The sequence below is a fragment of the Anaeromicrobium sediminis genome (assembly GCF_002270055.1).
Taxonomy (GTDB): domain Bacteria; phylum Bacillota; class Clostridia; order Peptostreptococcales; family Thermotaleaceae; genus Anaeromicrobium; species Anaeromicrobium sediminis.
Map to the genome: position 1 here is coordinate 1 of NZ_NIBG01000025.1, position 23329 is coordinate 23329.

The 23329-nt window shown below is 29.7% G+C and carries 22 protein-coding genes, 1 rRNA gene, 1 pseudogene, 1 riboswitch and 1 other annotated feature; of the genes and pseudogenes, 20 read left to right on the forward strand and 4 right to left on the reverse strand.

Features of this window, described 5'->3' with window-relative positions; all coding sequences use genetic code 11:
* The first annotated feature begins 50 nt into the window (after positions 1-50).
* The 7 genes from rrf to CCE28_RS18610 all read left to right on the forward strand — a co-directional run bounded on the left by rrf (position 51) and on the right by CCE28_RS18610 (position 8232).
* Positions 51-167 (forward strand): 5S ribosomal RNA (rrf, locus tag CCE28_RS18580).
* Positions 168-312: 145 nt separating this feature from the next.
* Positions 313-819 carry a thioredoxin family protein gene (locus CCE28_RS18585; protein ID WP_095135232.1) on the forward strand — a complete coding sequence of 169 codons (507 nt, stop codon included), beginning with the start codon at positions 313-315 and terminating at the stop codon, positions 817-819.
* A 323-nt stretch (positions 820-1142) separates the two neighbouring features.
* Positions 1143-3494, forward strand: a complete 2352-nt coding sequence (gene nrdJ, locus CCE28_RS18590; RefSeq protein ID WP_095135233.1) for a ribonucleoside-triphosphate reductase, adenosylcobalamin-dependent — start codon at positions 1143-1145, stop codon at positions 3492-3494.
* A 208-nt stretch (positions 3495-3702) separates the two neighbouring features.
* Entirely contained in the window at positions 3703-5523 is a 1821-nt protein-coding gene (locus CCE28_RS18595) for an HD domain-containing phosphohydrolase (RefSeq protein WP_095135234.1), read from the forward strand.
* 94 nt (positions 5524-5617) lie between these two features.
* Positions 5618-5832 (forward strand) — a binding site (T-box leader).
* A 40-nt stretch (positions 5833-5872) separates the two neighbouring features.
* Positions 5873-7264 carry an asparagine--tRNA ligase gene (gene asnS, locus CCE28_RS18600; protein ID WP_095135235.1) on the forward strand — a complete coding sequence of 464 codons (1392 nt, stop codon included), beginning with the start codon at positions 5873-5875 and terminating at the stop codon, positions 7262-7264.
* A 75-nt stretch (positions 7265-7339) separates the two neighbouring features.
* Positions 7340-7768 carry a nucleoside recognition domain-containing protein gene (locus tag CCE28_RS18605; protein ID WP_095135236.1) on the forward strand — a complete coding sequence of 143 codons (429 nt, stop codon included), beginning with the start codon at positions 7340-7342 and terminating at the stop codon, positions 7766-7768.
* A complete protein-coding gene (locus CCE28_RS18610; RefSeq protein ID WP_242973028.1) occupies positions 7762-8232 on the forward strand; it encodes a nucleoside recognition domain-containing protein in 471 nt (156 codons plus the stop codon). The genes CCE28_RS18605 and CCE28_RS18610 overlap by 7 nt, the downstream gene beginning before the upstream one ends.
* Before the next feature lie 15 nt (positions 8233-8247).
* On the opposite strand, the gene CCE28_RS18615 is transcribed toward CCE28_RS18610, so the two are convergent.
* Complete coding sequence (locus CCE28_RS18615; RefSeq protein WP_095135237.1) at positions 8248-8757, reverse strand: ferritin; 510 nt, start codon at positions 8755-8757, stop codon at positions 8248-8250.
* A 383-nt stretch (positions 8758-9140) separates the two neighbouring features.
* Here CCE28_RS18615 and CCE28_RS18620 point away from each other — a divergent pair, with 383 nt between their 5' ends.
* The 3 genes and pseudogenes from CCE28_RS18620 (at position 9141) to CCE28_RS18630 (ending at position 12394) form a co-directional block, all read left to right on the forward strand.
* Positions 9141-9731, forward strand: coding sequence for a DUF2284 domain-containing protein (locus CCE28_RS18620; protein WP_095135238.1), 591 nt, complete (start codon positions 9141-9143; stop codon positions 9729-9731).
* A gap of 1832 nt (positions 9732-11563) precedes the next feature.
* Positions 11564-11641: pseudogene (locus CCE28_RS23055) on the forward strand (SEC-C metal-binding domain-containing protein); the annotation flags it as partial.
* Between the two features lie 378 nt (positions 11642-12019).
* Positions 12020-12394: a VOC family protein gene (locus CCE28_RS18630; RefSeq protein ID WP_095135240.1), complete on the forward strand. Its 375-nt coding sequence runs from the start codon at positions 12020-12022 to the stop codon at positions 12392-12394.
* Positions 12395-12619: 225 nt separating this feature from the next.
* Here the strand turns inward: CCE28_RS18630 and CCE28_RS18635 are convergent, their stop codons facing one another.
* Together CCE28_RS18635 and CCE28_RS22355 are read right to left on the reverse strand one after the other, a co-directional pair.
* Complete coding sequence (locus CCE28_RS18635) at positions 12620-12802, reverse strand: aspartyl-phosphate phosphatase Spo0E family protein (protein WP_095135241.1); 183 nt, start codon at positions 12800-12802, stop codon at positions 12620-12622.
* Positions 12803-12950: 148 nt separating this feature from the next.
* Positions 12951-13109 (reverse strand): hypothetical protein, encoded by a 159-nt coding sequence (locus CCE28_RS22355; protein WP_176461911.1) that lies wholly within the window; start codon positions 13107-13109, stop codon positions 12951-12953.
* Positions 13110-13532: 423 nt separating this feature from the next.
* Here CCE28_RS22355 and CCE28_RS18640 point away from each other — a divergent pair, with 423 nt between their 5' ends.
* The 10 genes from CCE28_RS18640 to CCE28_RS18685 all read left to right on the forward strand — a co-directional run bounded on the left by CCE28_RS18640 (position 13533) and on the right by CCE28_RS18685 (position 22180).
* A complete protein-coding gene (locus tag CCE28_RS18640; RefSeq protein ID WP_176461912.1) occupies positions 13533-13757 on the forward strand; it encodes a DUF1659 domain-containing protein in 225 nt (74 codons plus the stop codon).
* A gap of 13 nt (positions 13758-13770) precedes the next feature.
* Positions 13771-13980: a DUF2922 domain-containing protein gene (locus tag CCE28_RS18645; protein ID WP_095135243.1), complete on the forward strand. Its 210-nt coding sequence runs from the start codon at positions 13771-13773 to the stop codon at positions 13978-13980.
* A 50-nt stretch (positions 13981-14030) separates the two neighbouring features.
* Complete coding sequence (locus tag CCE28_RS22940; protein WP_095135244.1) at positions 14031-14123, forward strand: YvrJ family protein; 93 nt, start codon at positions 14031-14033, stop codon at positions 14121-14123.
* A gap of 228 nt (positions 14124-14351) precedes the next feature.
* A complete protein-coding gene (locus tag CCE28_RS18655; RefSeq protein ID WP_095135245.1) occupies positions 14352-14525 on the forward strand; it encodes an aspartyl-phosphate phosphatase Spo0E family protein in 174 nt (57 codons plus the stop codon).
* Positions 14526-14751: 226 nt separating this feature from the next.
* Positions 14752-14901 (forward strand): YvrJ family protein, encoded by a 150-nt coding sequence (locus CCE28_RS18660; RefSeq protein ID WP_095135246.1) that lies wholly within the window; start codon positions 14752-14754, stop codon positions 14899-14901.
* A 111-nt stretch (positions 14902-15012) separates the two neighbouring features.
* Positions 15013-16173, forward strand: coding sequence for an exonuclease SbcCD subunit D (locus CCE28_RS18665; protein WP_095135247.1), 1161 nt, complete (start codon positions 15013-15015; stop codon positions 16171-16173).
* Positions 16173-19313: an SbcC/MukB-like Walker B domain-containing protein gene (locus CCE28_RS18670; protein WP_095135248.1), complete on the forward strand. Its 3141-nt coding sequence runs from the start codon at positions 16173-16175 to the stop codon at positions 19311-19313. The genes CCE28_RS18665 and CCE28_RS18670 overlap by 1 nt, the downstream gene beginning before the upstream one ends.
* Before the next feature lie 108 nt (positions 19314-19421).
* A riboswitch (cyclic di-GMP riboswitch) is annotated at positions 19422-19507 on the reverse strand.
* A gap of 224 nt (positions 19508-19731) precedes the next feature.
* Complete coding sequence (locus CCE28_RS18675; protein ID WP_095135249.1) at positions 19732-19941, forward strand: hypothetical protein; 210 nt, start codon at positions 19732-19734, stop codon at positions 19939-19941.
* Between the two features lie 24 nt (positions 19942-19965).
* Entirely contained in the window at positions 19966-21588 is a 1623-nt protein-coding gene (locus CCE28_RS18680; protein ID WP_095135250.1) for a hypothetical protein, read from the forward strand.
* Between the two features lie 16 nt (positions 21589-21604).
* Positions 21605-22180, forward strand: a complete 576-nt coding sequence (locus tag CCE28_RS18685) for a pentapeptide repeat-containing protein (protein ID WP_095135251.1) — start codon at positions 21605-21607, stop codon at positions 22178-22180.
* Positions 22181-22214: 34 nt separating this feature from the next.
* On the opposite strand, the gene CCE28_RS18690 is transcribed toward CCE28_RS18685, so the two are convergent.
* Positions 22215-23180 (reverse strand): HD-GYP domain-containing protein, encoded by a 966-nt coding sequence (locus CCE28_RS18690; RefSeq protein WP_176461913.1) that lies wholly within the window; start codon positions 23178-23180, stop codon positions 22215-22217.
* Between the last annotated feature and the right edge of the window lie 149 nt (positions 23181-23329).

A 23329-nucleotide genomic window follows, 5' to 3' on the forward strand; every position in this document is an offset into this window, starting at 1 on the left:
AATATTTGTTACACATTATTTAGTTTTTAAAGCAAAAACTAATAAAACTATTTAGTGACTATAGCGAGGGAGATATACCTGTTCCCATACCGAACACAGAAGTTAAGCCCCTTTGCGCCAATGGTACTTGGTGGGTAACTGCCTGGGAGAGTAGGACGTTGCTGAATAGTTTTTTTGTTTTTGACTAATCTTTATAAAAGGATATTATAGTTAGAATATATCTTTAGTAATAAGTATATAATAAAATATACACTTGAATAGATTTACCTTCATGGTATATGCTTATTTAAAAGATAAGGGGGGAATGTCTCTATGGATATGAAACAACTTTTTGAAAAAGGAGTTTCCTTTATAGAGTTTGTAAATCAAGATAAAGATACTCATAAAGAAAAAACTTTAGAGATATACAATAATGCAGAGATACAAGACACTATCAAAGATATGATAAAATCCATAGATGAGAAGGTAAATATTCTAGTATTTGCTGAGATATGGTGTCCAGATTGTATGATAAATGTTCCTGCATTACAAAAAATTTCTGATGAAAATTCTAATTTCAATTTAAGTATTATACCACGAGAAGGAAATGAATCCTACTTAGAAGAATACAAGGTAGGAGGAAAAGCTAAAATTCCAACCTTTGTGTTTATGGATAAAGACTTTAATAAAATGGGAGCTTTTGTGGAGAAACCATTAGTTGTTAAGAATATAGAAGAAAACGGAACACAACCAGAAATAATAGTTACAAAGAGGAAATATAGAAAAGGCGAATATGTAGAAGAGACTATTAAGGAAATTATAAATATAATAAAAAAATAGATGGCCAATGAGCCATCTATTTTCAATTTTATACATAAATGTGAGTAAAGACAAAGTTCTTGTGGATACTTTCTAAAATATAAAAACTTATACACAACCATAAAGTCCTTTTATTTAATGGAATATTATAAAAAGTCAAGACAAAAATTTTGAAAGAAGCATTTTTCTATAAAAAATGGAGATTTATTTATGAAATCATAAGAAAACTTATTAATTATGAAAAAAATACACGTACAAACTTTTGACAAGGAAAAAACCATTTGTTACAATATATTGTGCATTTCAAAAAGGGTAAATACAAAATATAGTAACGGAGGATACGTATGATAAAGGTTGTTAAGAGAAATGGAAAGATTGTAGACTTTGACTCCATTAAAATAATAAATGCCATTGAAAGGGCTATGTACGAAACTAAAGATGGTGTGGATAACCACTTGAGTAAGAAGATAAGCATTCTTATAAAAGAAAAATTAGCTAATGAAAATGATGTGGTTCATGTGGAAATTATACAAGATGTGGTAGAAGATTTATTGATGGCTTCTGATAGAAGAGATGTGGCTAAAGCATATATTATATATAGAAATGAGCATAACAAAAGAAGGAAGAAGAGAGGACATGAGAAGAGATTGCTAAGCGATGAATTTATAAGTGAATATAAACATAAGCCTAGCCCAATGAAGCAGCTTGGGAGTTTTGTGTATTACAGAACGTATTCTAGATGGTTAAATGAAGATAGAAGAAGAGAATATTGGTGGGAAACAGTAAGACGTGCAGTAGAGTATAATTGTAGCTTGGTACCTACTACAAAGGAAGAAGCTCAAAGGCTTTTTCATAATATATACAACCTTAGACAATTTTTATCTGGAAGAACCTTTTGGGTAGGAAATACTCCTGTTGCTAGGAATTATCCTATGTCTAATTATAATTGTTCTTTCTTAGTGATAGAAGGTTTTGAATCCTTTAAGGATCTATTTTATTTATTAATGGTAGGTTCAGGTGTAGGCGTTAGAGTTTTAAAGAGTGATGTGGATACATTACCTAAAATTAGAACAGACTATGAGCTTATCCATAAGGATTATATGCCAGTACCAAGAAATGAAAGGGAAGATAGTACTAGCTTAGAGTTCTTCCATAATAACACTGTAAAAATTACTGTGGGGGATAGTAAAGAAGGTTGGACTCAGAGTTTAGATTTCTTCTTTAAATTACTATACTCTAATGAATATAGAAATGTAAAAACCATAATAGTTGATTATGATCATGTAAGACCAAAGGGAGAAAAATTAAAAACTTTCGGTGGAACGGCAAGCGGTCATTCAAGTCTAAAGAACATGTTTTTCAAAATTGATAAGATAATAAAGAAAAGAGGTTCAAAGGATGACTCTAAAAAGGTAAAATTACATCCTGTAGACTGTTTAGATATAGCTAATATTATAGGTGAGAATGTAGTAGTAGGTGGCGTTAGAAGGACAGCAGAGATGGTTTTAATCGATGCTGATGATAAAGAATGTATTGACGCTAAATCTAACCTATATAAGCAAATTGATGGCCAGTGGTTAGTAGACAAGAATATTATTCATAGACAGATGAGTAACAACTCCATTTACTATAGAGAAAAGCCAACTAGAGAAAAGTTACATTGGCAAATGGAGAGAATGAGATATTCAGGAGAACCTGGATGGATAAATGAAGAGGCAGGTCTTAAAAGAAGACCTAACATGAATGGGGTAAATCCATGTGGAGAAATATTATTAGATTCACAAGGATTATGTAATCTTACTACAATAAATGTATTTGCCTTTGTAGATGAAAATGGTAACTTTGACTTAGAAGGATTACTTGAAGCACAAAGATTGTCTGTAAGAGCTGCATATAGGATGACTTGCGTTGAATTAGAACTACCTCATTGGGATAGAGTACAACAAAGGGATAAATTATTAGGTTGCTCTTTAACCGGATGGCAGGACATGGTTAATGCCACAGAATTTGGTAAAGACCAACAGGCAGAAATTCTAAGAAAATTAAGAGAAGTTGCTAGGGAAACGGCTGATAATTATGCAAATGAAATAGGTAAGAATGCACCAATACTTATTACTACTGTAAAGCCAGAGGGAACATTGAGTCAACTGCCTGCTGTGTCTAGTGGGGTACATTATTCACACTCTCCATATTATATAAGAAGGGTAAGAATAAGTTCAGATGACCCATTAGTTAAAGTATGTGAAGAACTAGATTATTCTGTATTCCCAGAAGTTGGACAGGAATGGGAAACATGTACTACTAAAGTGGTAGAGTTCCCAGTAAAGGCTCCAGAGGGAAAAACGAAATATGACGTAAGTGCTATAGAGCAATTGGAAAACTATAAGTTATTCATGGAAAACTATGTGGACCATAATTGTTCCATAACTGTTCATGTTAGAAATCATGAATGGGAAGAAGTAGAAGAATGGATTTGGAATAACTGGGATGATGTGGTTGCTATTTCATTCCTATCATTAGATGATAACTTTTATAAGTTACTTCCATATGAATCCATTGATAAGGAAGAATATGAAAGAAGAGTTAAAGAAATGAAGCCATTCATACCTTCTCTATTAGGAAAATATGAAAAGGAAGAAGTAGAATTAGATATAGGAACAGAAGGTTGTGAAGGTGGAGCTTGTCCAATAAGATAATGAAGGAGCAGATTTATTCTGCTTCTTTTTTATTAAAATAAGTAAAGAATTTACAATAAACATGTTTACTTTATAGGACGTTTTTACTATTTTATTAATATATTAGAAATATTGACCAATTTGTTATGGGTATAAGGGAGGATTTTAGGAGAAAAAGTTGAAAAATACATAATTATGACTAGAAAATCCATTCAAAGAGGAGTAGAACATGTCTAAAAAATATCTACTAAAATATAGAGTAAAATTGTGTCTTTTATGTATATGTTTAATAACTTCCTTAACTTTCATAATGATTATAGGTCAATATGTATATATTAATAAACTGAGTAAAGAAATGTTCATGTATGAAAGACAGGCTTTAACTAAGCAGATATTAAATAGATTTGAATATATGGATAAAATGTATCTTCTAGCAGAAGAAGAAACACAGAAAAAGGTCGTAGGCATAGGATTATATATAAACAAATTATATGATAAAAAGGGAGAGGAAATATTTAATAATTGGAAGTTACAAGGATATAAATATAATTATCCCTGGATAGACTTATACATAATAGATGAAAATAATGTGATAAAAATGAGTACTGATAAAGAGGATATAGGATTAGATTTTAATAAATATCCTAAATTTAGTAAGAAGCTAAATAGGATAAGAGAAGATGGAAATCTTTATATTGATAGAAGTGTAAAGGCTATAAACTCTGGAGAAATTAAAAGATATACATATTTACCTACAAGAGATAAAAAATATATTATTGAAGTAAGTACGGATATGTCAAAGGTAAATAATATTTTGTCTGAAGAAGATATGTTCTATTTTGTAAAAGAAATGATTGAAGAAAATAAATTTGTGAAAGATATAAAACTATATGATGATTATGGATACGTATATATAGATGAAAAAAGTGGAAAATTAAAAAGGGAAGATGGCAGTCAAAAACTGAAAAAAGCCATTAGAGAAAATAGGATAATAGAGGAAAAAATAGAAAATACATGGTATCAATATGTGCCTTACTCTGAAGATGGAATGATGAAAGGCTTTGTAGCTATTTATGATGACACTTGGGTAAAAGGACAATTATGGAATAATATTATTAAGATATTAATAGGATTACTCCTAATGATTCTTTTAGTAATATATTTTAGTTTTAAATATGTAGATAATATTTCAAAGCCTATAGAAGATTTGGTAAATGTAACTAAGAGTGTGACAAAGGGCAACTTTAATGTGAGAGCTAATGTAGATTATAATGACGAAATTAGAATAGTAAGTAAAAACTTTAATAGTATGCTTGATTATATAAACGAGCTAATGGGAGAAAGGAAAGAAAAGGAAAGAAGATTAAGGGAACAGAACCTTAAAATCATTCATAACAATGAGGAAATAAGTGCACTATATGAACAAACTAAGGCTATGAATGATGAATTAAACGATCTACTTAAAATTAACCAGGAGAACACGGTAAATCTAATATCTGTACTAATAAATGCCATAGACGCCAAGGACGATTACTTAAGGGGTCATTGTAGTAGGGTAATGGATTATTCTGTAGCCATTGCCGAGAAAATGGATTTAAGCCAAAAGGAAATTATGGACTTGAAATATGGCAGTATACTTCATGATATAGGTAAAATAGGTATAGCTGAAAAAATCTTAAATAAGGATGGACGATTTACAGATGATGAATATGAAGTAATAAAGACACATCCTGAAATCGGTTATGGAATAATAAAGGATGTTAAGGAACTTAGTGAGGCTAAGAGAATAGTTTATGAGCATCATGAAAGAATAGATGGTAGAGGATATCCTAATGGTCTTAAAGGAGAGCAAATGCATAAATTGTCTAAAATAGTGGCCGTTGCAGATGCATATGATGCCATGACATCTAAGAGACCATATAGAAAAGTGCCCCTTACTATAGATGAGGCAATAGAAGAGCTAATAAAAAATATGGATGCTCAATTTGATAGGGAAGTAGTGGAAGTATTTATAGAATATTTAAAAGAACCTAATGAACAAATTGCCTAAAGGGTATAATAGGGGAAATATACTCACAAACTAATTAAAAAGCTTTGACAGATTATTGTGTAAATATTATAATAGGAGTAGTAAATTTACATATTTAAAAACTGTGAAGAGAAGAGTACTCATAAGAGGTAGTGAAAGCGAGTGGAGGACGGTGAAAGCTCCATACGAAACTTATGGTGAAGAACATCTCGGAGTTTCTAACTGAAATCTATAAGAGAGTAGGATTAGACGGCTAATGTCGTTAAAGATTAAGAGACCTTATGGTAATTACGGGTGGTACCGCGGAAAATTTAACCTTTCGTCCCTAGTGGCGAAGGGTTTTTTTGTATATATTTTAGGAGGGAAAAACATGGATAAAGCATACATTAAAGATATTTATAGACATCCAGAGAAATATGCAGATAAAGAAATCCAAGTAGAAGGATGGATTAGAACATTAAGAGCATCTAAGGCTTTTGGATTTATTGAATTAAACGATGGAACTTTCTTTAAAAATTTACAAGTTGTGTTCGAAGAAAACTTAGAAAACTTTAAAGAGGTTTCAAAATTTGGAATCAGTACGGCACTTATAGTAAAGGGTAAATTAGTTCTTACTCCAGGGTCTAAGCAAGCCTTTGAAATTAAAGCTACTAGTATTGAAGTAGAAGGTCATGCTGATAAGGAGTATCCACTTCAAAAGAAAAGACACTCCTTTGAGTTTTTAAGAAGTATAGCTCACTTAAGACCAAGAAGTAATACTTTCTCAGCTGTATTTAGAATTCGTTCATTGGCAGCTTTTGCAATACATGAGTTCTTCCAAAAAAGAGGATTTGTATATGTACACACTCCAATCATAACTGGTAGTGACTGCGAAGGTGCAGGAGAAATGTTTAGAGTAACTACACTAGACTTAAATAATGTACCTAAGAACGAAGAAGGTAAAATAGATACGACTAAAGACTTCTTTGGTAAAGAAACTAACTTAACAGTTAGTGGACAATTACAAGGAGAAGCTTATGCATTAGCATTTAGAAATATCTATACATTCGGACCAACATTTAGAGCAGAAAATTCTAATACGGCAAGACATGCAGCAGAGTTTTGGATGATTGAACCTGAGATTGCATTTGCAGATTTAGCGGATAACATGGAATTAGCAGAAGACATGATTAAGTACATTATAAACTATGTACTTGAGAATGCACCAGAAGAAATGGAATTCTTCAGCAAGTTCATTGATAAGGGATTATTAGAGAGATTAAACAATATTGTAAGTTCTGACTTTGAGAAAATTACTTACACTAAGGCTATAGAGATACTAAAAAGTGCTAAGAAGGAATTTGAATTCCCAGTAGAGTGGGGTTGTGACCTTCAAACGGAGCATGAAAGATACATTACAGAAGAAGTTTACAAAAAGCCAGTATTCGTAACAGATTATCCAAAGGACATTAAAGCATTCTACATGAGAATGAATGATGATAATAAAACTGTTGCAGCTATGGACTTATTAGTTCCAGGTGTAGGAGAAATCATTGGAGGAAGTCAAAGGGAAGAAAGACTAGACGTACTTGAGTCTAGAATTGAAGAAATGGGACTTCACAAGGATGACTACTGGTGGTATTTAGAATTAAGAAAATATGGTGGAACTAGACATGCTGGATTCGGTTTAGGATTTGAGAGAGTGATCATGTACTTAACAGGTATAAGTAACATTAGAGACGTTGTATCATTCCCTAGAACTGTTAAAACAGCAGAATTCTAAAGAACTTAAGAGATATCATTAAATGATATCTCTTTCTTTAATATAAATCATACTTGTATATTAAGGGGGGATAGTATGTTTTTTACTTCTGTAGGTGAAGGGGTAAAAAAGGGATTACAGACCACTTGGACATTAGCAAAAATAGTGATCCCTGTATATATAATAGTAACTGTACTAAAATATACACCTGTATTAAATTTTGTGGCCAACATATTTAGGCCTTTTATGAAGATATTTAATTTACCAGGAGAGGCAGTATTACCATTAGTTTTTGGGAATTTAGTAAACTTGTATGCTGGTACAGCGGCCATGGGAGCCATAGATTTAACTCCTATGCAAATAACTACCATAGCTGTAATGCTTTCCTTTTCCCATTCCATGCTAGTGGAGACGGCTGTTACTACTAAATTAAATGCTAAAGTATCCCATGTGGTAGGTATTAGGGTAGGCCTTGCCATAGTATTTGGAATAATAGTAGGTCAGTTAGGAGGGGCATTATGTTAGAGTTATTACAAAATGATTTAATGGGTCTAGTGAGATCTTTAGTAAAGATGACCTGCATAATAGTGCCCATAATGGTAGCACTACAACTTCTAAAGGACTATAAAATATTAGACAAGATGGCTAAAAGGTTATCATTTATAAGTAGATTTTTTAATATATCACAAAACTCCATATTCCCACTATTAGTAGGCTTTTTTATAGGCATATCCTATGGAGCTGGAGTTATTATAGAAAGTGCTGAAAGCGGAAATATGAGTAAAAAAGATACTTTCTTAGTAGTAGTATTCTTAATTACATGTCATGCAGTAGTGGAGGATTCAGGACTGTTCATTGCCCTTGGAGCAAATGGGTGGATATTAGTATCCATAAGAGTCATAGTGGCAATCATGCTTACTTACATCATATCTAGGAGATATGGACTAAAAGAAAGAATGAATTTAAAAGAAATAAAAGAGAAGGCATAGGCCTTCTCTTTAATATTATGCATTTGTTGGTGGTGTGAATACTCTAGCAGCAAGTTCTGTGTCTAACATATACATGGCATTAGAGTTTTCTTCGATTCTCTTTAACTTCTTAACTAATGCGCCAAAAGTTGCTTCTTCTTCTACTTGCTCATCAATGAACCACTTTAAGAAACTGATAGTAGCATGTTCCTTTTCTTCTGTGGCTAGATCCATTAATCCATATATTCTTTTAGTAACAAAGTTTTCGTGAGCTAATCCCTTTTCAAATACATCTAGCATGGAGCTAAATTCGTTTCCAGGACCATCAAGGGCAGGTATAGTAACTCTTCCACCTCTTTCAACAATATACTCATAAAACTTCATAGCATGGAATTTTTCTTCTTCTGCTTGAACTTTAAAGAAGTTAGCAAATCCAGGTAGATCTTCGTTATCACAATAAGCTGCCATTGCTAAATAAAAATTAGCTGAAAAGAACTCAAATTTAATTTGTTCATTTAATTCCTTTATTAATTTTTCACTAATCATTTTCGTACCTCCTGATTGTTAATCATTTCCATTATATGTATACCCACTATATTTTCAGGTATTCAAGAAATAATAATATTCAAAATAAAGTATAACATACATAGGAATAGTTGTTAATTTTTTCTTATTTACATGATTTCTCTTATTACGTCATATTTTTTAAATAGCATGCCTGGGTTTAGGTTTTGAGATTTTAAAGGGTTATATTCATAAAGATAAGTAGATGCACTTTTTTTATCCATATATGCAAAATATATGTTTTTATATGAATAATTTATTTGATTTTTACAGTTTAAACACCATCATTTTGCATTTTTCTCAATAATTCTCTGATATGATAGAATTGTGCGAATTTATAAAATGGAAAATAGAGGAGAAGGGAAATGAATTATGTAAAAAATATGGAGCATAAAATAAAAGAAATAACTATGAAAGATTTGAAAAAATACTACAATCCAGAGGAAGTATTAGGTTATTGTGCAAATTGTAATAACCATGAAAAAATATGGTCTTGTCCGCCCTATGATTTTAATGTGGATGAATATATAAACAAATATGAATACGCCTATATAATAGGAAGTAAAATCTATTTAAAAGGTCATAAGGGTACTGTAGATGAAATAAATGAATTATCATTAGAAATATTAGAGGATGTAAGGGGAGGCTTAGATAAAAAAATAATAAAGGAAGAAGATGAAAATAATGTAGTTTTATATGCGGGTAGATGTATAATTTGTAAAGATTGTACTAGAATAAAAAATAAGGCCTGTATTAAACCTGATAAAATGCGATACTCCTTAGAATCATTAGGTTTTAAAGTATCTGAAATTACCAGTGGATTATTAAAGGAAGAAATACTATGGGCAAAGGAATCTCTACCAGAATACTTCCTATTAGTAAGTGCTATCTTTTCAAAAGAGAAGATTAAAGATGAAAAAATAGATAGATTATTGAATACTTTGAAAAATTATTAATAAATAAAAGTAAAATAAGAGTTTTTTATTTTAAAAAATCCTCTTATTTTGATATAATAGTTTCAGTTGTGTATTTTTTAGGTCATGAAAAACTACACTAGTTTTTTGTGCTAACGATTAAGAAATGTTAAGGGTTCAAAATCAAATATTAAACAAAAAAAAGAGAGTAGGAAGGGTTTGCCATGTACGTATTAAATAAGATTGAAAAAGAGTTTGGAATCAAATTAAATGATGAAAATTGTATTGGAAAGATAAAGGAGATTGTTGAAAAATCTGCTTATGCAAATAATACAAAGGAATATGTAATAAGTTATATTGATGAAAATGAAGAAAATTTAGATTTAAAATGGGCGGCGTATTTTCTTGATTTTTTACTTAACTTAGAGGCACAAAATGAAGAAGGTCTATTAAATGACTATGATGTATTAAAGGAATATCCTCTTAGCTACTATACGGAGTTTGAAATAGGTATATTAAAAGAAGATAAGAACTTAGCTGAAGCAAAAGCTCACTTAGAAAAATCTGTAGAATTAAAAGATACAGATCCTCTTGCTAACTATTACCTAGGAAGCCTATGTTTTAAATCAGGAGAATACAAAAGAGCAAAGGAATACTATAAGGTTGCACAGAAAAATGCAAGTGAAAGTCCTTATGAAAAGGAAGTAAAGGCTAGAGCATACTATGGTATTGGAGCTGCAGAATACAAAATAAAAGAAGACATGAAGGCTTTAGTTAAAAACCTAAAGGGTGGAATGAATGTACTAACGGACTTAAATTTGGCTAAGACCATATTTGAAGGCTTAGGATTAACAGAAGTATTTGAACAAGTATCTAAAGAACTAAGAGAAAATCTTCAATCTTCTGAAGAAAATATAGAAAATTTAAATGACTATTTAACAAATATGACTAAAACAGATTTAACTGAAATAAGAAAGTCATATGATATAAAGGGTGCTAGTAAATTAAATAAAGTTCAATTAGCTGAATTAATCAGTGAAGAACTGCCTAAACAATTAGAAGAAAAGATTAAGTTACTTGATGGGGATACTTTATTAAAGTTAAAGGAAATAATAGATAATGGTGGTCAAATCATATCTAAAGAAGTACCGTATTTAACTTATTTCAAGAAGATAGGTATATTAGTACATGTAGAAACTTGCCTTGATGAGTTAAAGCTAGTTATTCCAGCAGATATAATGACCACTTTAAAAGATATTTTAGGCAAAGAAGAAGTATTAAAGAGTGTACAAGAAAATGATGAATTATTTAAGATAATAAATGGATTAATGCAATACTATGGAGTTGCATACGCGGAAGACTTAGAAAAGATTATTCATAAGTATGACGTGAATTACGAAAATGTGAGTAAGTTTATAGAAAATTGTGGACAATATAGTGACAAATTAGAATTAATCCACAACATTTTTAGCTTAAGAAATATAACTTACATTAAAAACATAATTGATGAAAGAGAAAATTACCAAACGGTAGATTACTATGAAGTTCCACTGAAGGATGCCATGATAGCTGGTGCAAATAATGGACAAATCTTATCTAGTGAGCAATTAGAAGTATATGATTACTTAAAGGATAAAAGTAAGGTTGATGAAAATCAATTTAACATGTTCTTTAAAGAATTGGTTATTATGTTACAATACAACTATTCAGCAGATAAGATAATGAAGCTTGTGGAAAAATTCATTGATATAAAGACTAATAAGGATAAAAACAAACTTACAGACAATATATTTAAATTAAACAATAACACTAGATTATGGGCATTAAAGGGAAATACTCCTGCTGATGCATTTAAGAAAAAACCTGTAGAAGTAGAAGAAAAAATCGGAAGAAATGATCCATGTCCATGTGGTAGTGGAAAGAAATATAAAAAGTGTTGTATGAATAAATAAAAATTTTAAAAGGCAATCCTAAATATGTAATCATATTTCTAGGATTGCCTTTAAGTAACTGATTCAGTATCCATATTTTGGTGGAATCACTCCTTTAACTTATAATTTTTTTATAAATACCTTCTTAAATATAGTTAATACAGTTATTACCTCCTTTGAATTAAATACTTTTTTAAATAGGATTTTTATTATGAATAACTATTTTTATTGGTCTACAGCCTCCTTTTTCTTTGTTAATATTAATATACCCAAGAAGAGTTTGAATAAACACTATATTTAAAAAAAATATATTTTTTTTTGAAAATAATTTTAGCCTTTGTGAAGATGATAAATTAGTATATAATTTTTATAGAAAAATATTTTGGGGAGGGTTTTTAAATGAAATTTACATTTTGCCATAATAACATAAATGTATTAGACCTAGAAAAAAGTTTGAAATTCTATAAGGATGCTTTAGGCCTTGAAGAAGTAAAGAGAAAAGAAGCTTCTGATGGTAGTTACATATTAGTATTTTTAGGAGACGGAGAAACTAATCATAAATTAGAGCTTACTTGGTTAAAGGAATGGGATAGACCATACAATCTAGGAGACAATGAATTCCACTTAGCCTTTAGAGTAGATGACTACGAAGGAGCTTATAAGCACCACAAGGAAAATGGATGGATTTGCTATGAAAATACAAAGATGAATCTATACTTCTTAGAAGATCCAGATGGATATTGGATAGAAATATTAGATAAGAATAGAAAATAATATTAAGGGCTATTGATGAAATCTCATTAATAGCCTTTTCATATGCAACATATTATGAATATATTGATTTTTTTCTTTTCAAGTACAAATTGTTAAATAAAAATAAGTAAAAAAAGGCTACGGATTGAATTCAATCATAACCTGTATTGCTTGTCTCATATTCACCTATAGATATAGTATTGTGTGCTCGTCACGTCCATTCTAAGAGGTGCTTTAGGGAATGATTTATTTATTCATGCTTACAACGTGTTTTCTATACTCGTTATTATATAAATTGATTAATGTATCCAATAACTGGCTAAGAGATACTATTTCTTCTGCAATAAGATTGTCATTCTGTTCAATTAGATAATGTAATTGTCTTTTTAAGCACTCTATCTGTGACGAGATTTTTCCTAAGCTTGTCATATTGTCCCCCTGTGTCCTATTAAAATATCAAATCAGACATTATTTTATCACTTTACAGTAATGAAATTTGTCGATATTGGGTAAGTATGACAAATAAAAAAACACAGGGGGATAACCCAATGGCGTATGTTACTTTTCTTCTATTAAATTACAATTTACCCTGTAGAAGCTTCTTCTTTAAGTCTACATGCTTTAAATACTCACCATTACTTAAGAAACCTTTTTCTTTAAGGCCATTAAGCATACTAATAACATTAATACAGAGTACTTTTAATTCTGTTTCTAAGTAATCAAGTTCGTTATTCATATTATCCCCCCAAAGACGCCTAGAATTATCTGTTGCAATAATTAATTTATTATAAATTACGTAGTATATCTTTCTTTTAGGTACCATGAATGGATAATAATACCATAAAAATGACGTTTTATAAGTATAATGAATAATATTTTGGAATAACTTTAAAAAAATCATTCATAAGGGATATTTTTTCAAACCATTCCTCTAATATATGTTTAGGTAATAATTAAGCTTTTGGTGTGAAGATCCAAGAGATTCTTATGTAAATCAATCTAATATAAGTATCGTTGAAACTAATTTTTAGGATGGGTCTTGATACTGTACTTTAACAATCTAAGTAGATAGCTAAATAAAAAACCTTAAAAAGGTTTTATTTTTTTGTCCAAAAACTCTAATATGTCCTATCTATATAAGTGAAAGGAGATGATAAATATGGCAGTAACATCACAAAGTAAATCAACAAAATTTAAAATTGTCTATAGTCTAGGCTTAGACAAGGATGGGAAAGAGGTTAAGAAAACAAAAACTTACTCTAACCTGAAACATAATGCATCTAACGAGGATGTGTATGCAGTAGCCAGTTCTTTAATAGGATTACAATCTAATACTGCGTTAGAAGTGGCTAAATTAAATGAATCTGAATTAATAAGTGAATAGGAGGTGTACTTAAATGAAAAGATTAGAAATGACTTTTAGAAATGAACTAGGTCGTAGCACTAAAATTAGTGTAGACCATGTACGTGATGATGTGACTAAGGAAGAAGTAGAAATAGTTATGCAGTCTATAATAGACAAAAACATTTTTAAAACGGAAAATGGTGAGCTAAATGAAATAGAATCAGCAGATATAGTTAGTACAGAAACAGTAGAATTAATCTAGGACAAGGTAGCCATTTGGCTACCTTATTTTTTAAAAGGAAGGTGAATAGTATGGAAGAAATATATACTCACATAGCAAATCTGGGAGTGCCCATAGTAGTACCCATGTATCTGTTGATACGCATAGAAGGGAAGTTAGAATAAGAATGTGATTACAAGAATCACCTTCTATACTTGTATTTCTAATAGTTTTAGTTGTTTTAGTGAACGCAATCAAATTTAATGTGTGTTGCGTTCAGCTGATATCTCAAATTAGATAATTAACATAAACTTAATAATTTTCGTATTTCCATTTTATTGAAAAAGTGATAAAATTGATTCTGTTGTTTCTAATTGGTAAAACATTTTAGATGAAAAGGGAGTAAGGTTTCAATGGATGAATTAATCACATTAAAAAGGCGAATATCAGACTTAAGAGATGAGATGCATGAATTAATTGACAAAAAAGGAAATCTTGTAACTCCTGAAGTAATACATGTAAGTCAAACGCTTGATAAAGTATTAGATCAATATTATGAAGCAAAAATGAAAAGGAATCGTAACTGACTAATATATATTTATATACAACATATAAAGCTCTTGGTAAATTAAAAGCTTAATTATGTAATAGGATCCAATATAAGGATAGTTAAAACTAATTTTTAGGAGTAGCATTTATATAGTACTTTAACTGTCTAAGTATATAATTGATAAAACCTTGAAAAAAGGTTTTATTTTTTTGGCTAAAACCTCTAATATCTCCTATCTATATAAGTGAAAGGAGATGATAAATATGGAAGAAATATATACTCACATAGCTAATCTAGGATTTCCCATAGTAGTATCCATGTATCTGTTGATGCGTATAGAAGGAAAGTTAGAAAGTCTTACAAAGAGTATAATTGATCTTTCTAATAATATAAGTAAATTAGAAAAAATCTAGCCTATAATTTGGCTAGATTTTTTTCTTTGAGAATATAATACATACAGGATTTTTAAGGATATGATTAGATGTGATAAAATAGTAGTGATATTAATTTAGGAGAGGGTAAGCATGAAAATAATCCATACGGCAGATTGGCATATTGGAAAATTAGTCCATGGTATTCACATGACAGAAGACCAGGCATATATATTAGAAGAATTTATAAAGTTAATAGAAATAGAAAAACCACAGGTAGTAATAATAGGTGGAGACTTATACGATAGGTCTATCCCTCCCGTGGAAGCTGTAGAACTATTAGATTATGTCTTTACTAGGATAATAGATATGGGAGTTAAAATAGTTGCCATAGGAGGAAATCATGATTCAGCTGACAGAGTGTCCTTTGGTAATAAGATACTTAAAAACAAGGGACTGTATATAGAAGGTAAAATAAAGGATACTATAGAGCCTATAAAAATAGAAGATGAATATGGACCTGTTAACTTTTATTTATTACCCTATGCAGACCCAGTAATAGTAAGGGAAGTATATAAGAATGAAGAAGTAAAAAGCCACGATATGGCCATGAAAGTAATAATAGATAAAATAAAAGAAAATATGAATAAGGATGAAAGGAATATATTGGTTTGCCATTCCTTTTTAAGGGGAGATAGTGATCCTGAAACTTCAGAGTCAGAACTTCCCCTATCTATAGGTGGTAGTGAGTATGTAAGTGTAGATCATTTCCTTGATTTTGACTATGTGGCTTTAGGCCATTTACACAGACCACAAAGGGTTAAAGAAGAAAAAATCAGATATTCAGGATCATTACTTAAATACTCCTTTTCTGAAACTACTCAAAATAAATCTGTAACCCTAATAGACATGAAAGAAGATGGACAAGTTGAAATAAAATTTGAGAAATTAAAGACTATTAGGGATATGAGAAAGATAAAGGGTGAAATAAATAAACTACTAGACCCTAGTGTGTATGAGGGTACCAATTGTGAAGATTATATAATGGCCATATTAACAGACGAGGGAGAAATTATAGATCCTATAGGAAAATTAAGACAAGTATACCCTAATATATTAAGAATCGAGAGAGAATCTAGGGATGAATCTGAAAACACAAGAACTAGCGCATCTAGGGAATATACTAAAAAATCATTAATAGACTTATTTGACGAGTTTTATGCTAGTATGACTAAAAATGAATTTGATGAAGAAAAGACAAATACGTTAATTAGTGTTATTGAAACTTTAAAAGGTGAAGGGAGAGAAGTATAATGCGTCCCTTAAAACTTACTTTATGTGGATTTGGACCCTATGCAGCGAAGGAAATTATAGATTTTAGTAAACTTGAAAATAAAAATATATTTTTAATAACAGGGCCTACAGGAGCTGGAAAGACTACCATATTTGATGGAATAACCTATGGCTTATATGGAGAAAGTAGCGGCGAGGAAAGGGGCGTAGATACCCTAAGAAGTCAATTTGCAAAGGATAGTCTGCTAACAGAAGTGGAACTAGAGTTTGAGCTTAGGGGTAAAAAGTATTATGTCCATAGAATACCGAGACAACTTAAGAAAAAAAGTAGGGGAGAGGGTTATACAGAACAAAAGCCTGATGCAACCCTAAAGGAATTAGATGGAGATAAAATAGTTAGGGGAGTAAATAATGTTACTAAGGAAATAGAAAAATTACTTGGTATAAATGTGGGCCAATTCCGACAAATAATAATGATTCCCCAGGGAGAATTTAGAAAATTACTTATATCTGATTCTCAAGAAAGAGAAAAGGTATTACAAAGATTATTTGATACGAGTATATATAAGTTAGTAGAGAGAAAACTAGATACTCAAGCCTCAGAATTATATAAGGAAATAAAGAATAGTCAAACTAGAAGAAATGAGAGAATTAAGGTAATAAATTGTGGAGAAAACAATGAATTGAAAGGCTTTATAGATAATGACAAAAGTATCATAGAGATCATTCCTAAGATTGAAGAGCATATAGACGATTATAAAAATAAGATTAAGGAAATGAAAAGCGAAATAAAGAGTATAGAGAAGGAAGAAGAAAATAAAAATAAGGAACTGTTAAAAACTAAGACAAATAATGAAAAAATATTAAAAAAGGAAAAGATAGAGGAAGAAAAGCAGGTCCTTGAAAGTAAAAAGAGTGAAATAGAGAAAAATAAGATAGAATTAGAAAAAATTAAAGCTGCTCAAAATATAAAGTATTTAGAAGATACTTATAATGAAATATTAAAAGAGAAAAATGAAAAGGATAAAAGCCTAAAGGATTTAGCTAATTTAATTAAAACTAGTGATGAAAAAATGGTGGTCCTAAGGGATAAATTAAAGAATGAAGAAAATAAGGAAGAAATTCGAAATAAATTATACAAGGAAATAGAAGACTTAAAGTCTAAAGAAGAAAATATTAAATCCTTTAACCTAAGAAAAATAAATTTGGAAAAGCTAGGGAAGGAAGTTAAAAATACAGAAATAGAAATAAATAAACTAGAGCTAAAGATGGAAAAACTAAAGACTGAAGAAGAAAAAATTCAAAGGGAATTAGACAAATCTAGTGATATAACTGTATCCTATGAAAAATACAAACATGAATATGAAAATAAAAAAAATATATTAAATAAAATAGTTAAAATCCATAAGGATATGGAAAACTTAGATTCCTATATAAAAGAATTTAAGAAAGCTAAAGTTCATGTTAAAAATTTAAAGGAAGAGTACGAAAAGGAATTAAAGGACTACAAGAAATTAGAAAAACTTTGGTTAGAGGGACAAGCCTATTTATTAGCTAAGAATTTACATGGGGGAGAAGAATGTCCCGTATGTGGGTCTACAGAACATGTAAAGCTAGCTACCTCTAAGGAGTATGTACCGTCTAAGGCAGAATTAGAATCAAAGAGAAATGATCTAGAGAAAAAAGAAAATACCTACAAAAGAGCTGATGAGAGATTCAGAAACATAAAATCTGAGTTAGAAGTGAAAAAAACCTTATTTGAACAATATAAAGAAGAATTATCACATTTAATAGATATGGATTTAAATCCTCTAAAGTCAAATGAATTTAATCTATTATTAGAGGAAAAGAAAAGGGAATTTAATAAGAGTTTAGTAAATATAAATGAGAAAATAAAGGATACAGAAAAGAATATAAAGGATATGGAAGTTAAGAAATCCAACTTAAAAAATATAAGGTCATCTATAAAATTAAATGAAGAAAATATTAAAGCATTAAATGACCAGTACAAGTCCTTTAATGAAAAGTATGTATTTGAAAAATCTGAGTTTAATTTAATAAAATCTAATATAGATGAAAAACTATTAGACTACGAATACTATATTAGTCTAGTTAAAAAAACAGAATCAGAATATGAGAAAATGAAAAAGGCTTTAAAAACTGCCCGTGAAGAATATGATAGGGAGAAGAACAATAATGTAAATTTAAAAGCTCGAGAAGAGGAAACGAAAAAGAGTAGGGACTCTTTAGCAGAAAAGGAAAAGAAATCTAAGGATATTTTTGAAAATCAAATAGAAAAGAGTATATTAAAATCCAGTGAAGAATATTTATTATGGAGAGATAAAATAGATAATATAAAATCTATGGAAGAAAATATAAAGTCCTTTGATGAAAATTTCAAATCTGTAATAGATAGATATGAAGATATAAAAAAGGAAACTAAGGATTTAAAGTATATAGATGTGAAGAAGTTAGAAGAAGAAATAAATAACATAAAGATTAGATCAAAAGAAAAAACTTCTTTTAAAGCTACTTTAGAAAACAACATGGAATCAAATAAAGAAAATTTAAAGATAATCAAAAAAATTACAGATGAAATAAGTGTAAAAGAAGAAAAATATAGATTAATAGGACACTTAGCCCAGGTGGCAAAGGGAAATAATAAAGAGGGTATAACCTTTGAAAGATATGTATTGGCAGCCTTTTTAGATGATATAATCTATGCGGCAAACATGAGATTAAAGAAAATGACTCAAGGTAGATATGTGTTAAATAGGGTAAATACTAGACTTGATAAAAGAAAACAAAGTGGCCTAGAGCTAGAAGTCCTAGATAATTATACGGGAAAGTATAGGCATGTAAAAACTTTATCAGGGGGAGAAAGTTTCAAAGCATCCCTAGGATTAGCACTAGGCCTATCTGATGTAGTCCAATCTTATGCAGGTGGAATAAACCTGGATACTATGTTTGTTGATGAAGGTTTTGGAACATTAGATAGTGAATCTTTAGATAGTGCTATAAATTGTTTAATAGAGTTAAAAGAATCAGGAAGATTAGTGGGTATCATATCTCATGTAAGTACTTTAAAAGAAAGAATAAATAATCGACTTGAAGTAATTAGTACAAATCAAGGAAGTAGTACAAAGTTTCATATATTATAAGAGGTCCTAATTTTAGGGCCTTTTTGTCCATATAATAAAAAAACCTTTACATATTTATGTAAAGTTCCTAGGTGATTTTATTCTTATTAATTTTGAAAAAAAAGTAATGCTGGTAACCTGGCGATCGTAGAATCCGTTTCCTTAGACCCATAGTTTTGCGACCTCGCCTTTCAACGAGTGTGCCTTTATCAACATATGAGGAGATAAAAAGAAAATATGTGCGAAGTGAAATTGATGTAAAAAAATGGAACAAAATGTATTATTTTGTTATCATTTATCTAAATTTTATTACAAATTTAAAATAAAATCAAGGGGTATTTTTAAAATTTGTTAAATTTTTTGACAAATGGAAAAAAATGGGCAAAAATTTCAAATATATCATATAAAATGTTAAAATAATTAAAGGGAGGGATGTTTAGTGAATCCGTATATAATTAGAGCGGTAAATATCTTTGGAGCTTTTGGTTTATCAAAGGTAATTACAAGTAAATTGCAAATGGAATATAATTTTTTTAGAAGTGGTTTTGATCTAGCAAATACCATTGTAGATTTTGGTATTTTTCTAGGATCTTATATGTTAATTAATGCTCTACTTACTTTTGTAGAGAAAAAAGCTTTTGGTTCTTAAAATGTAAAAATCAGGGGGATAATTATGAAGGGAATAAAGAAGCATAAGATAATAATTATAAGCATATTGGCTTTAATTATTATTTTTTTTAACTTTCTATTATCACAGGAAATATCTATTCCGTCACAGGGGTGGAGCAGACACATGTTTATAGGAGAAATTCATGCTAAGGGAGTAAACAATAATATATATAATGACAATAGTATAACCATACCACTTGAAGATAAATTCTTAAATCTATTAGGAGAAGACAAGGGTATTAGGGCTACTCTAGTAGATTATGATGGAAATAAGATAGAAGAATTTATAATAGACAAAAAATCTAACAAGCTAAAGGGATTAGGTTATAAATTAGAAAATAATCATATTTATTTATACACTTTAGAAGGGAAATCATTAAATAAATATGATTTTTCCTATGAAGAAAAAAGTTTAAATAATAAAGATACTATAGATGAAGAAGTGGGTGACTTTAGGCTAGTAAAAAATAATTTGATTTATTATAAGGATAAGATTGTTCTTGGTGAGAATTTTAGTATAACCACAGAAAAGATAAAGAGGGTGGAAGGAACTCTCTATGGAAATAACATGCATATAGCTATTATGATTAGGGAAGGTAGTGGGCAGAATCTATTAAAATATTACAGGATTTCCATGGTTGATTACAGTATAAAAGAGGTACAGGTAGCCTCTCTTCCCAGTGGAGTCAACAGTTTTATAGAGAAGATAGATATAGGTGTTGTAAAGGATAAAATAAACATATTAGTATCTAATAGGGGGGCATCTTCTAAGAAGGGTGCATTAACCTTATATGAATTTAACTTAAAGGACGGAACCAACATTAAAAACTACAGATTAGATTTAAATGAAGATTATCCATCACCCCATATATTAAAGGACAACAATGAAGAATTGTCTTTTATAGGAACCATAACTGTAATTAAGGGAACAAAGAAAGAAACTAATAATTTAATGTTATTTAGAGTTAAGGATGGGAAAATAGTTAGTAGAAAACTTTTAAGTAAGACTAATGACTTATCCATAAATCCAACCTATTTTGAAATAAAGGGAAATGAGTATGTATCTTGGATTGATATAACAGGGGAAAAAAAGAAAGTCTTCTTTGCTAGTGATAACAAAAACATAGTAGAAAAATCTTCAAAGCCTACTAAAAATGAAATGATAGATATATTTATGAATATATTATTTGGTAGCATACTAATGCCTTTTTATGGATATCCAGTACTTTTTTATATATTAGTTCCAAACTTAATTATAATAGGTTTGTTATATATTTTTAAGAAGGCTTATAATATAGACAAAAGTGTTAATATAATATATTTATTTATGGTTACTCACTTTTTAGTTAAAATATACTATTATATGAATACTATCTATCCAAATAAGGAATTATTGAGATTTTTACCAAAGTATCTTCAAGGTCCATTTAGTGCCCTAATTACCATAACTCTAGTTACGGCCATTTCCATATATATTTATTTTGACTATAGGAAAAAGGCTACTGGAGAGAGTTTTTTCATACCAAATTATATAACCTTTGCTAGTGTAGATATCCTATTGTTTATATTTACTTTAATCCCCTATGTATTTGCTTATTTAAATTTATCTTACGTTGTAAACATATGAGAAAGGGGTTACCTAAATGTTTAATAAAATGGAGTTTGAAAATGAAAAATTTAATAATATAGATGCCTATGAGGAAAACCTATCCGATAGGACCTTTGTAGATTGTGAGTTTATAAACTGTGATTTTTCAGAGGTGAATTTTTCCCTTAGTACCTTTGAGGATTGTGTATTTAAGGGATGTAATTTGACTTTAACTAATTTTAAAGAAAGTCGATTAAGGGGAGTTTTATTTCATGAATGTAAGCTAATGGGTATAAACTTTAGCTATTGTGACACTTTCATAGTAGAAATGAATTTTGAAAAAAACATTATTAGTAATTGTAATTTTTCTAGCTTAAATTTAAAGAAAACTAGTTTTAAAGAATGTGAAATAAGTAGTAGTGATTTTGTAGATTCTAACTTAGAAGAATGTAATTTTAGCAATGCTATTTTTTCAAAGAGCATATTTTCTAACACTACTTTAAAGAAAGCTAATTTTACAGAGGCAAAGGGATATGATATAGATCCTACAAATAATAATATTAAAAAGGCAAAGTTTTCATTGCCAGAGGCCATGGGATTGTTAAAGCATTTAGATATAGTAATAAAATAGATAATGGGAACGGTTATTTACCGTTCCCATTTTTTTAAAGTCCAACCTCACTAATAAATAGAGATAAATTATTTATTAAATTGTATTCTGCCTTATCTGTTCTAACAATAGGTCTTAGGGGAAATGAGTTATTTTGTCTAGCCACAATACCTTCTTCTCCTGTATTTAACTTAACAGGCAATCCAATGGGATAGATGTGTATGGATTTTTTGAAAGCTTCAAATACTTTACCATCAAACTTTGTATTGGCAAGGGCTTGAATTTTTTCAAAGCACTCATACTGTACTAAATTTTTGTCATTTAATAAATTTTCGTAGTAATTGCATAAACTAAGGATTTTAATTAAATCTCCCTGATGATTAGGTGAAAGCTTTTCAGGGCCAGACTCATCTAAAGTTTCATGGTGAAATCTTATGGCATTACATAGTATTACGGAATCTGTCTTATGTCTTAAAAAATTATAGGCCATTTGTCCATGACTCATACTATTATCATTAGACTTTAGTATTTTGCCAATATCGTGTAGTAAAGCAGCCTTTGCAAGGATCTCTACCCTATCCATGGGTAAACCATATTGATTTGCAGTCATTATACATAGGAGGCATACATTTAAAGAATGATGAGCTAAGTCTTGCCCCTTAAGAGTTCTGCCAATGGGAAGGCTTATGGGTTTGTTATTTATATTCATGAGTATATGATTTCGTACAATATGATTTAATTCATATTCATCAAATGTATTTTTCTTTGAGATATTTTCATAAATTGTGTTAAGTTTTTTTATTATTTCCACACGTACATCTTCACTTATGGATTCTTCCAGTTCTAAATCTGTATTTTCATCTTCAATATAAAGGCAATTCATTCCATAGTTTAATAATCTTTCTAATACTTTTTGGGAAATTTTATTTCCGCTATTGATTAACTTCTGTCCGTCTTGAGTCTTGATTATAGTACCTAACTTTTGTCCTATTAAATTACTGTCCAATTTTGCAAGCTTCATTTTGTTAATGCTCCTTCCTTCTGTAAAAATATTTGTTCCTAAAACGTTCATATCTTTTGTATATAAAAAAGGTGTTAAGGCAAGTATGAAATAATAATTGCCTTAACACCCAAGTATTTTAATCCACGTGAAAATACCTCACCTTATAA

What these genes read in the sequence shown, in the direction of transcription:
- CCE28_RS18630 (WP_095135240.1), top strand. Translation starts at nt 12,020, where the DNA reads ATGAAATTTACATTTTGCCATAATAACATAAATGTATTAGACCTAGAA.
- CCE28_RS22940 (WP_095135244.1), top strand. Translation starts at nt 14,031, where the DNA reads ATGGAAGAAATATATACTCACATAGCAAATCTGGGAGTGCCCATAGTA.
- nrdJ (WP_095135233.1), top strand. Translation starts at nt 1,143, where the DNA reads ATGATAAAGGTTGTTAAGAGAAATGGAAAGATTGTAGACTTTGACTCC.
- CCE28_RS18665 (WP_095135247.1), top strand. Translation starts at nt 15,013, where the DNA reads ATGAAAATAATCCATACGGCAGATTGGCATATTGGAAAATTAGTCCAT.
- asnS (WP_095135235.1), top strand. Translation starts at nt 5,873, where the DNA reads ATGGATAAAGCATACATTAAAGATATTTATAGACATCCAGAGAAATAT.
- CCE28_RS22355 (WP_176461911.1), bottom strand. Translation starts at nt 13,109, where the DNA reads ATGAATAACGAACTTGATTACTTAGAAACAGAATTAAAAGTACTCTGT.
- CCE28_RS18685 (WP_095135251.1), top strand. Translation starts at nt 21,605, where the DNA reads ATGTTTAATAAAATGGAGTTTGAAAATGAAAAATTTAATAATATAGAT.
- CCE28_RS18635 (WP_095135241.1), bottom strand. Translation starts at nt 12,802, where the DNA reads ATGACAAGCTTAGGAAAAATCTCGTCACAGATAGAGTGCTTAAAAAGA.
- CCE28_RS18595 (WP_095135234.1), top strand. Translation starts at nt 3,703, where the DNA reads ATGTCTAAAAAATATCTACTAAAATATAGAGTAAAATTGTGTCTTTTA.
- CCE28_RS18645 (WP_095135243.1), top strand. Translation starts at nt 13,771, where the DNA reads ATGAAAAGATTAGAAATGACTTTTAGAAATGAACTAGGTCGTAGCACT.
- CCE28_RS18660 (WP_095135246.1), top strand. Translation starts at nt 14,752, where the DNA reads ATGGAAGAAATATATACTCACATAGCTAATCTAGGATTTCCCATAGTA.
- CCE28_RS18690 (WP_176461913.1), bottom strand. Translation starts at nt 23,180, where the DNA reads ATGAAGCTTGCAAAATTGGACAGTAATTTAATAGGACAAAAGTTAGGT.
- CCE28_RS18610 (WP_242973028.1), top strand. Translation starts at nt 7,762, where the DNA reads ATGTTAGAGTTATTACAAAATGATTTAATGGGTCTAGTGAGATCTTTA.
- CCE28_RS18670 (WP_095135248.1), top strand. Translation starts at nt 16,173, where the DNA reads ATGCGTCCCTTAAAACTTACTTTATGTGGATTTGGACCCTATGCAGCG.
- CCE28_RS18620 (WP_095135238.1), top strand. Translation starts at nt 9,141, where the DNA reads ATGAATTATGTAAAAAATATGGAGCATAAAATAAAAGAAATAACTATG.
- CCE28_RS18655 (WP_095135245.1), top strand. Translation starts at nt 14,352, where the DNA reads ATGGATGAATTAATCACATTAAAAAGGCGAATATCAGACTTAAGAGAT.
- CCE28_RS18585 (WP_095135232.1), top strand. Translation starts at nt 313, where the DNA reads ATGGATATGAAACAACTTTTTGAAAAAGGAGTTTCCTTTATAGAGTTT.
- CCE28_RS18605 (WP_095135236.1), top strand. Translation starts at nt 7,340, where the DNA reads ATGTTTTTTACTTCTGTAGGTGAAGGGGTAAAAAAGGGATTACAGACC.
- CCE28_RS18615 (WP_095135237.1), bottom strand. Translation starts at nt 8,757, where the DNA reads ATGATTAGTGAAAAATTAATAAAGGAATTAAATGAACAAATTAAATTT.
- CCE28_RS18680 (WP_095135250.1), top strand. Translation starts at nt 19,966, where the DNA reads ATGAAGGGAATAAAGAAGCATAAGATAATAATTATAAGCATATTGGCT.
- CCE28_RS18640 (WP_176461912.1), top strand. Translation starts at nt 13,533, where the DNA reads ATGGCAGTAACATCACAAAGTAAATCAACAAAATTTAAAATTGTCTAT.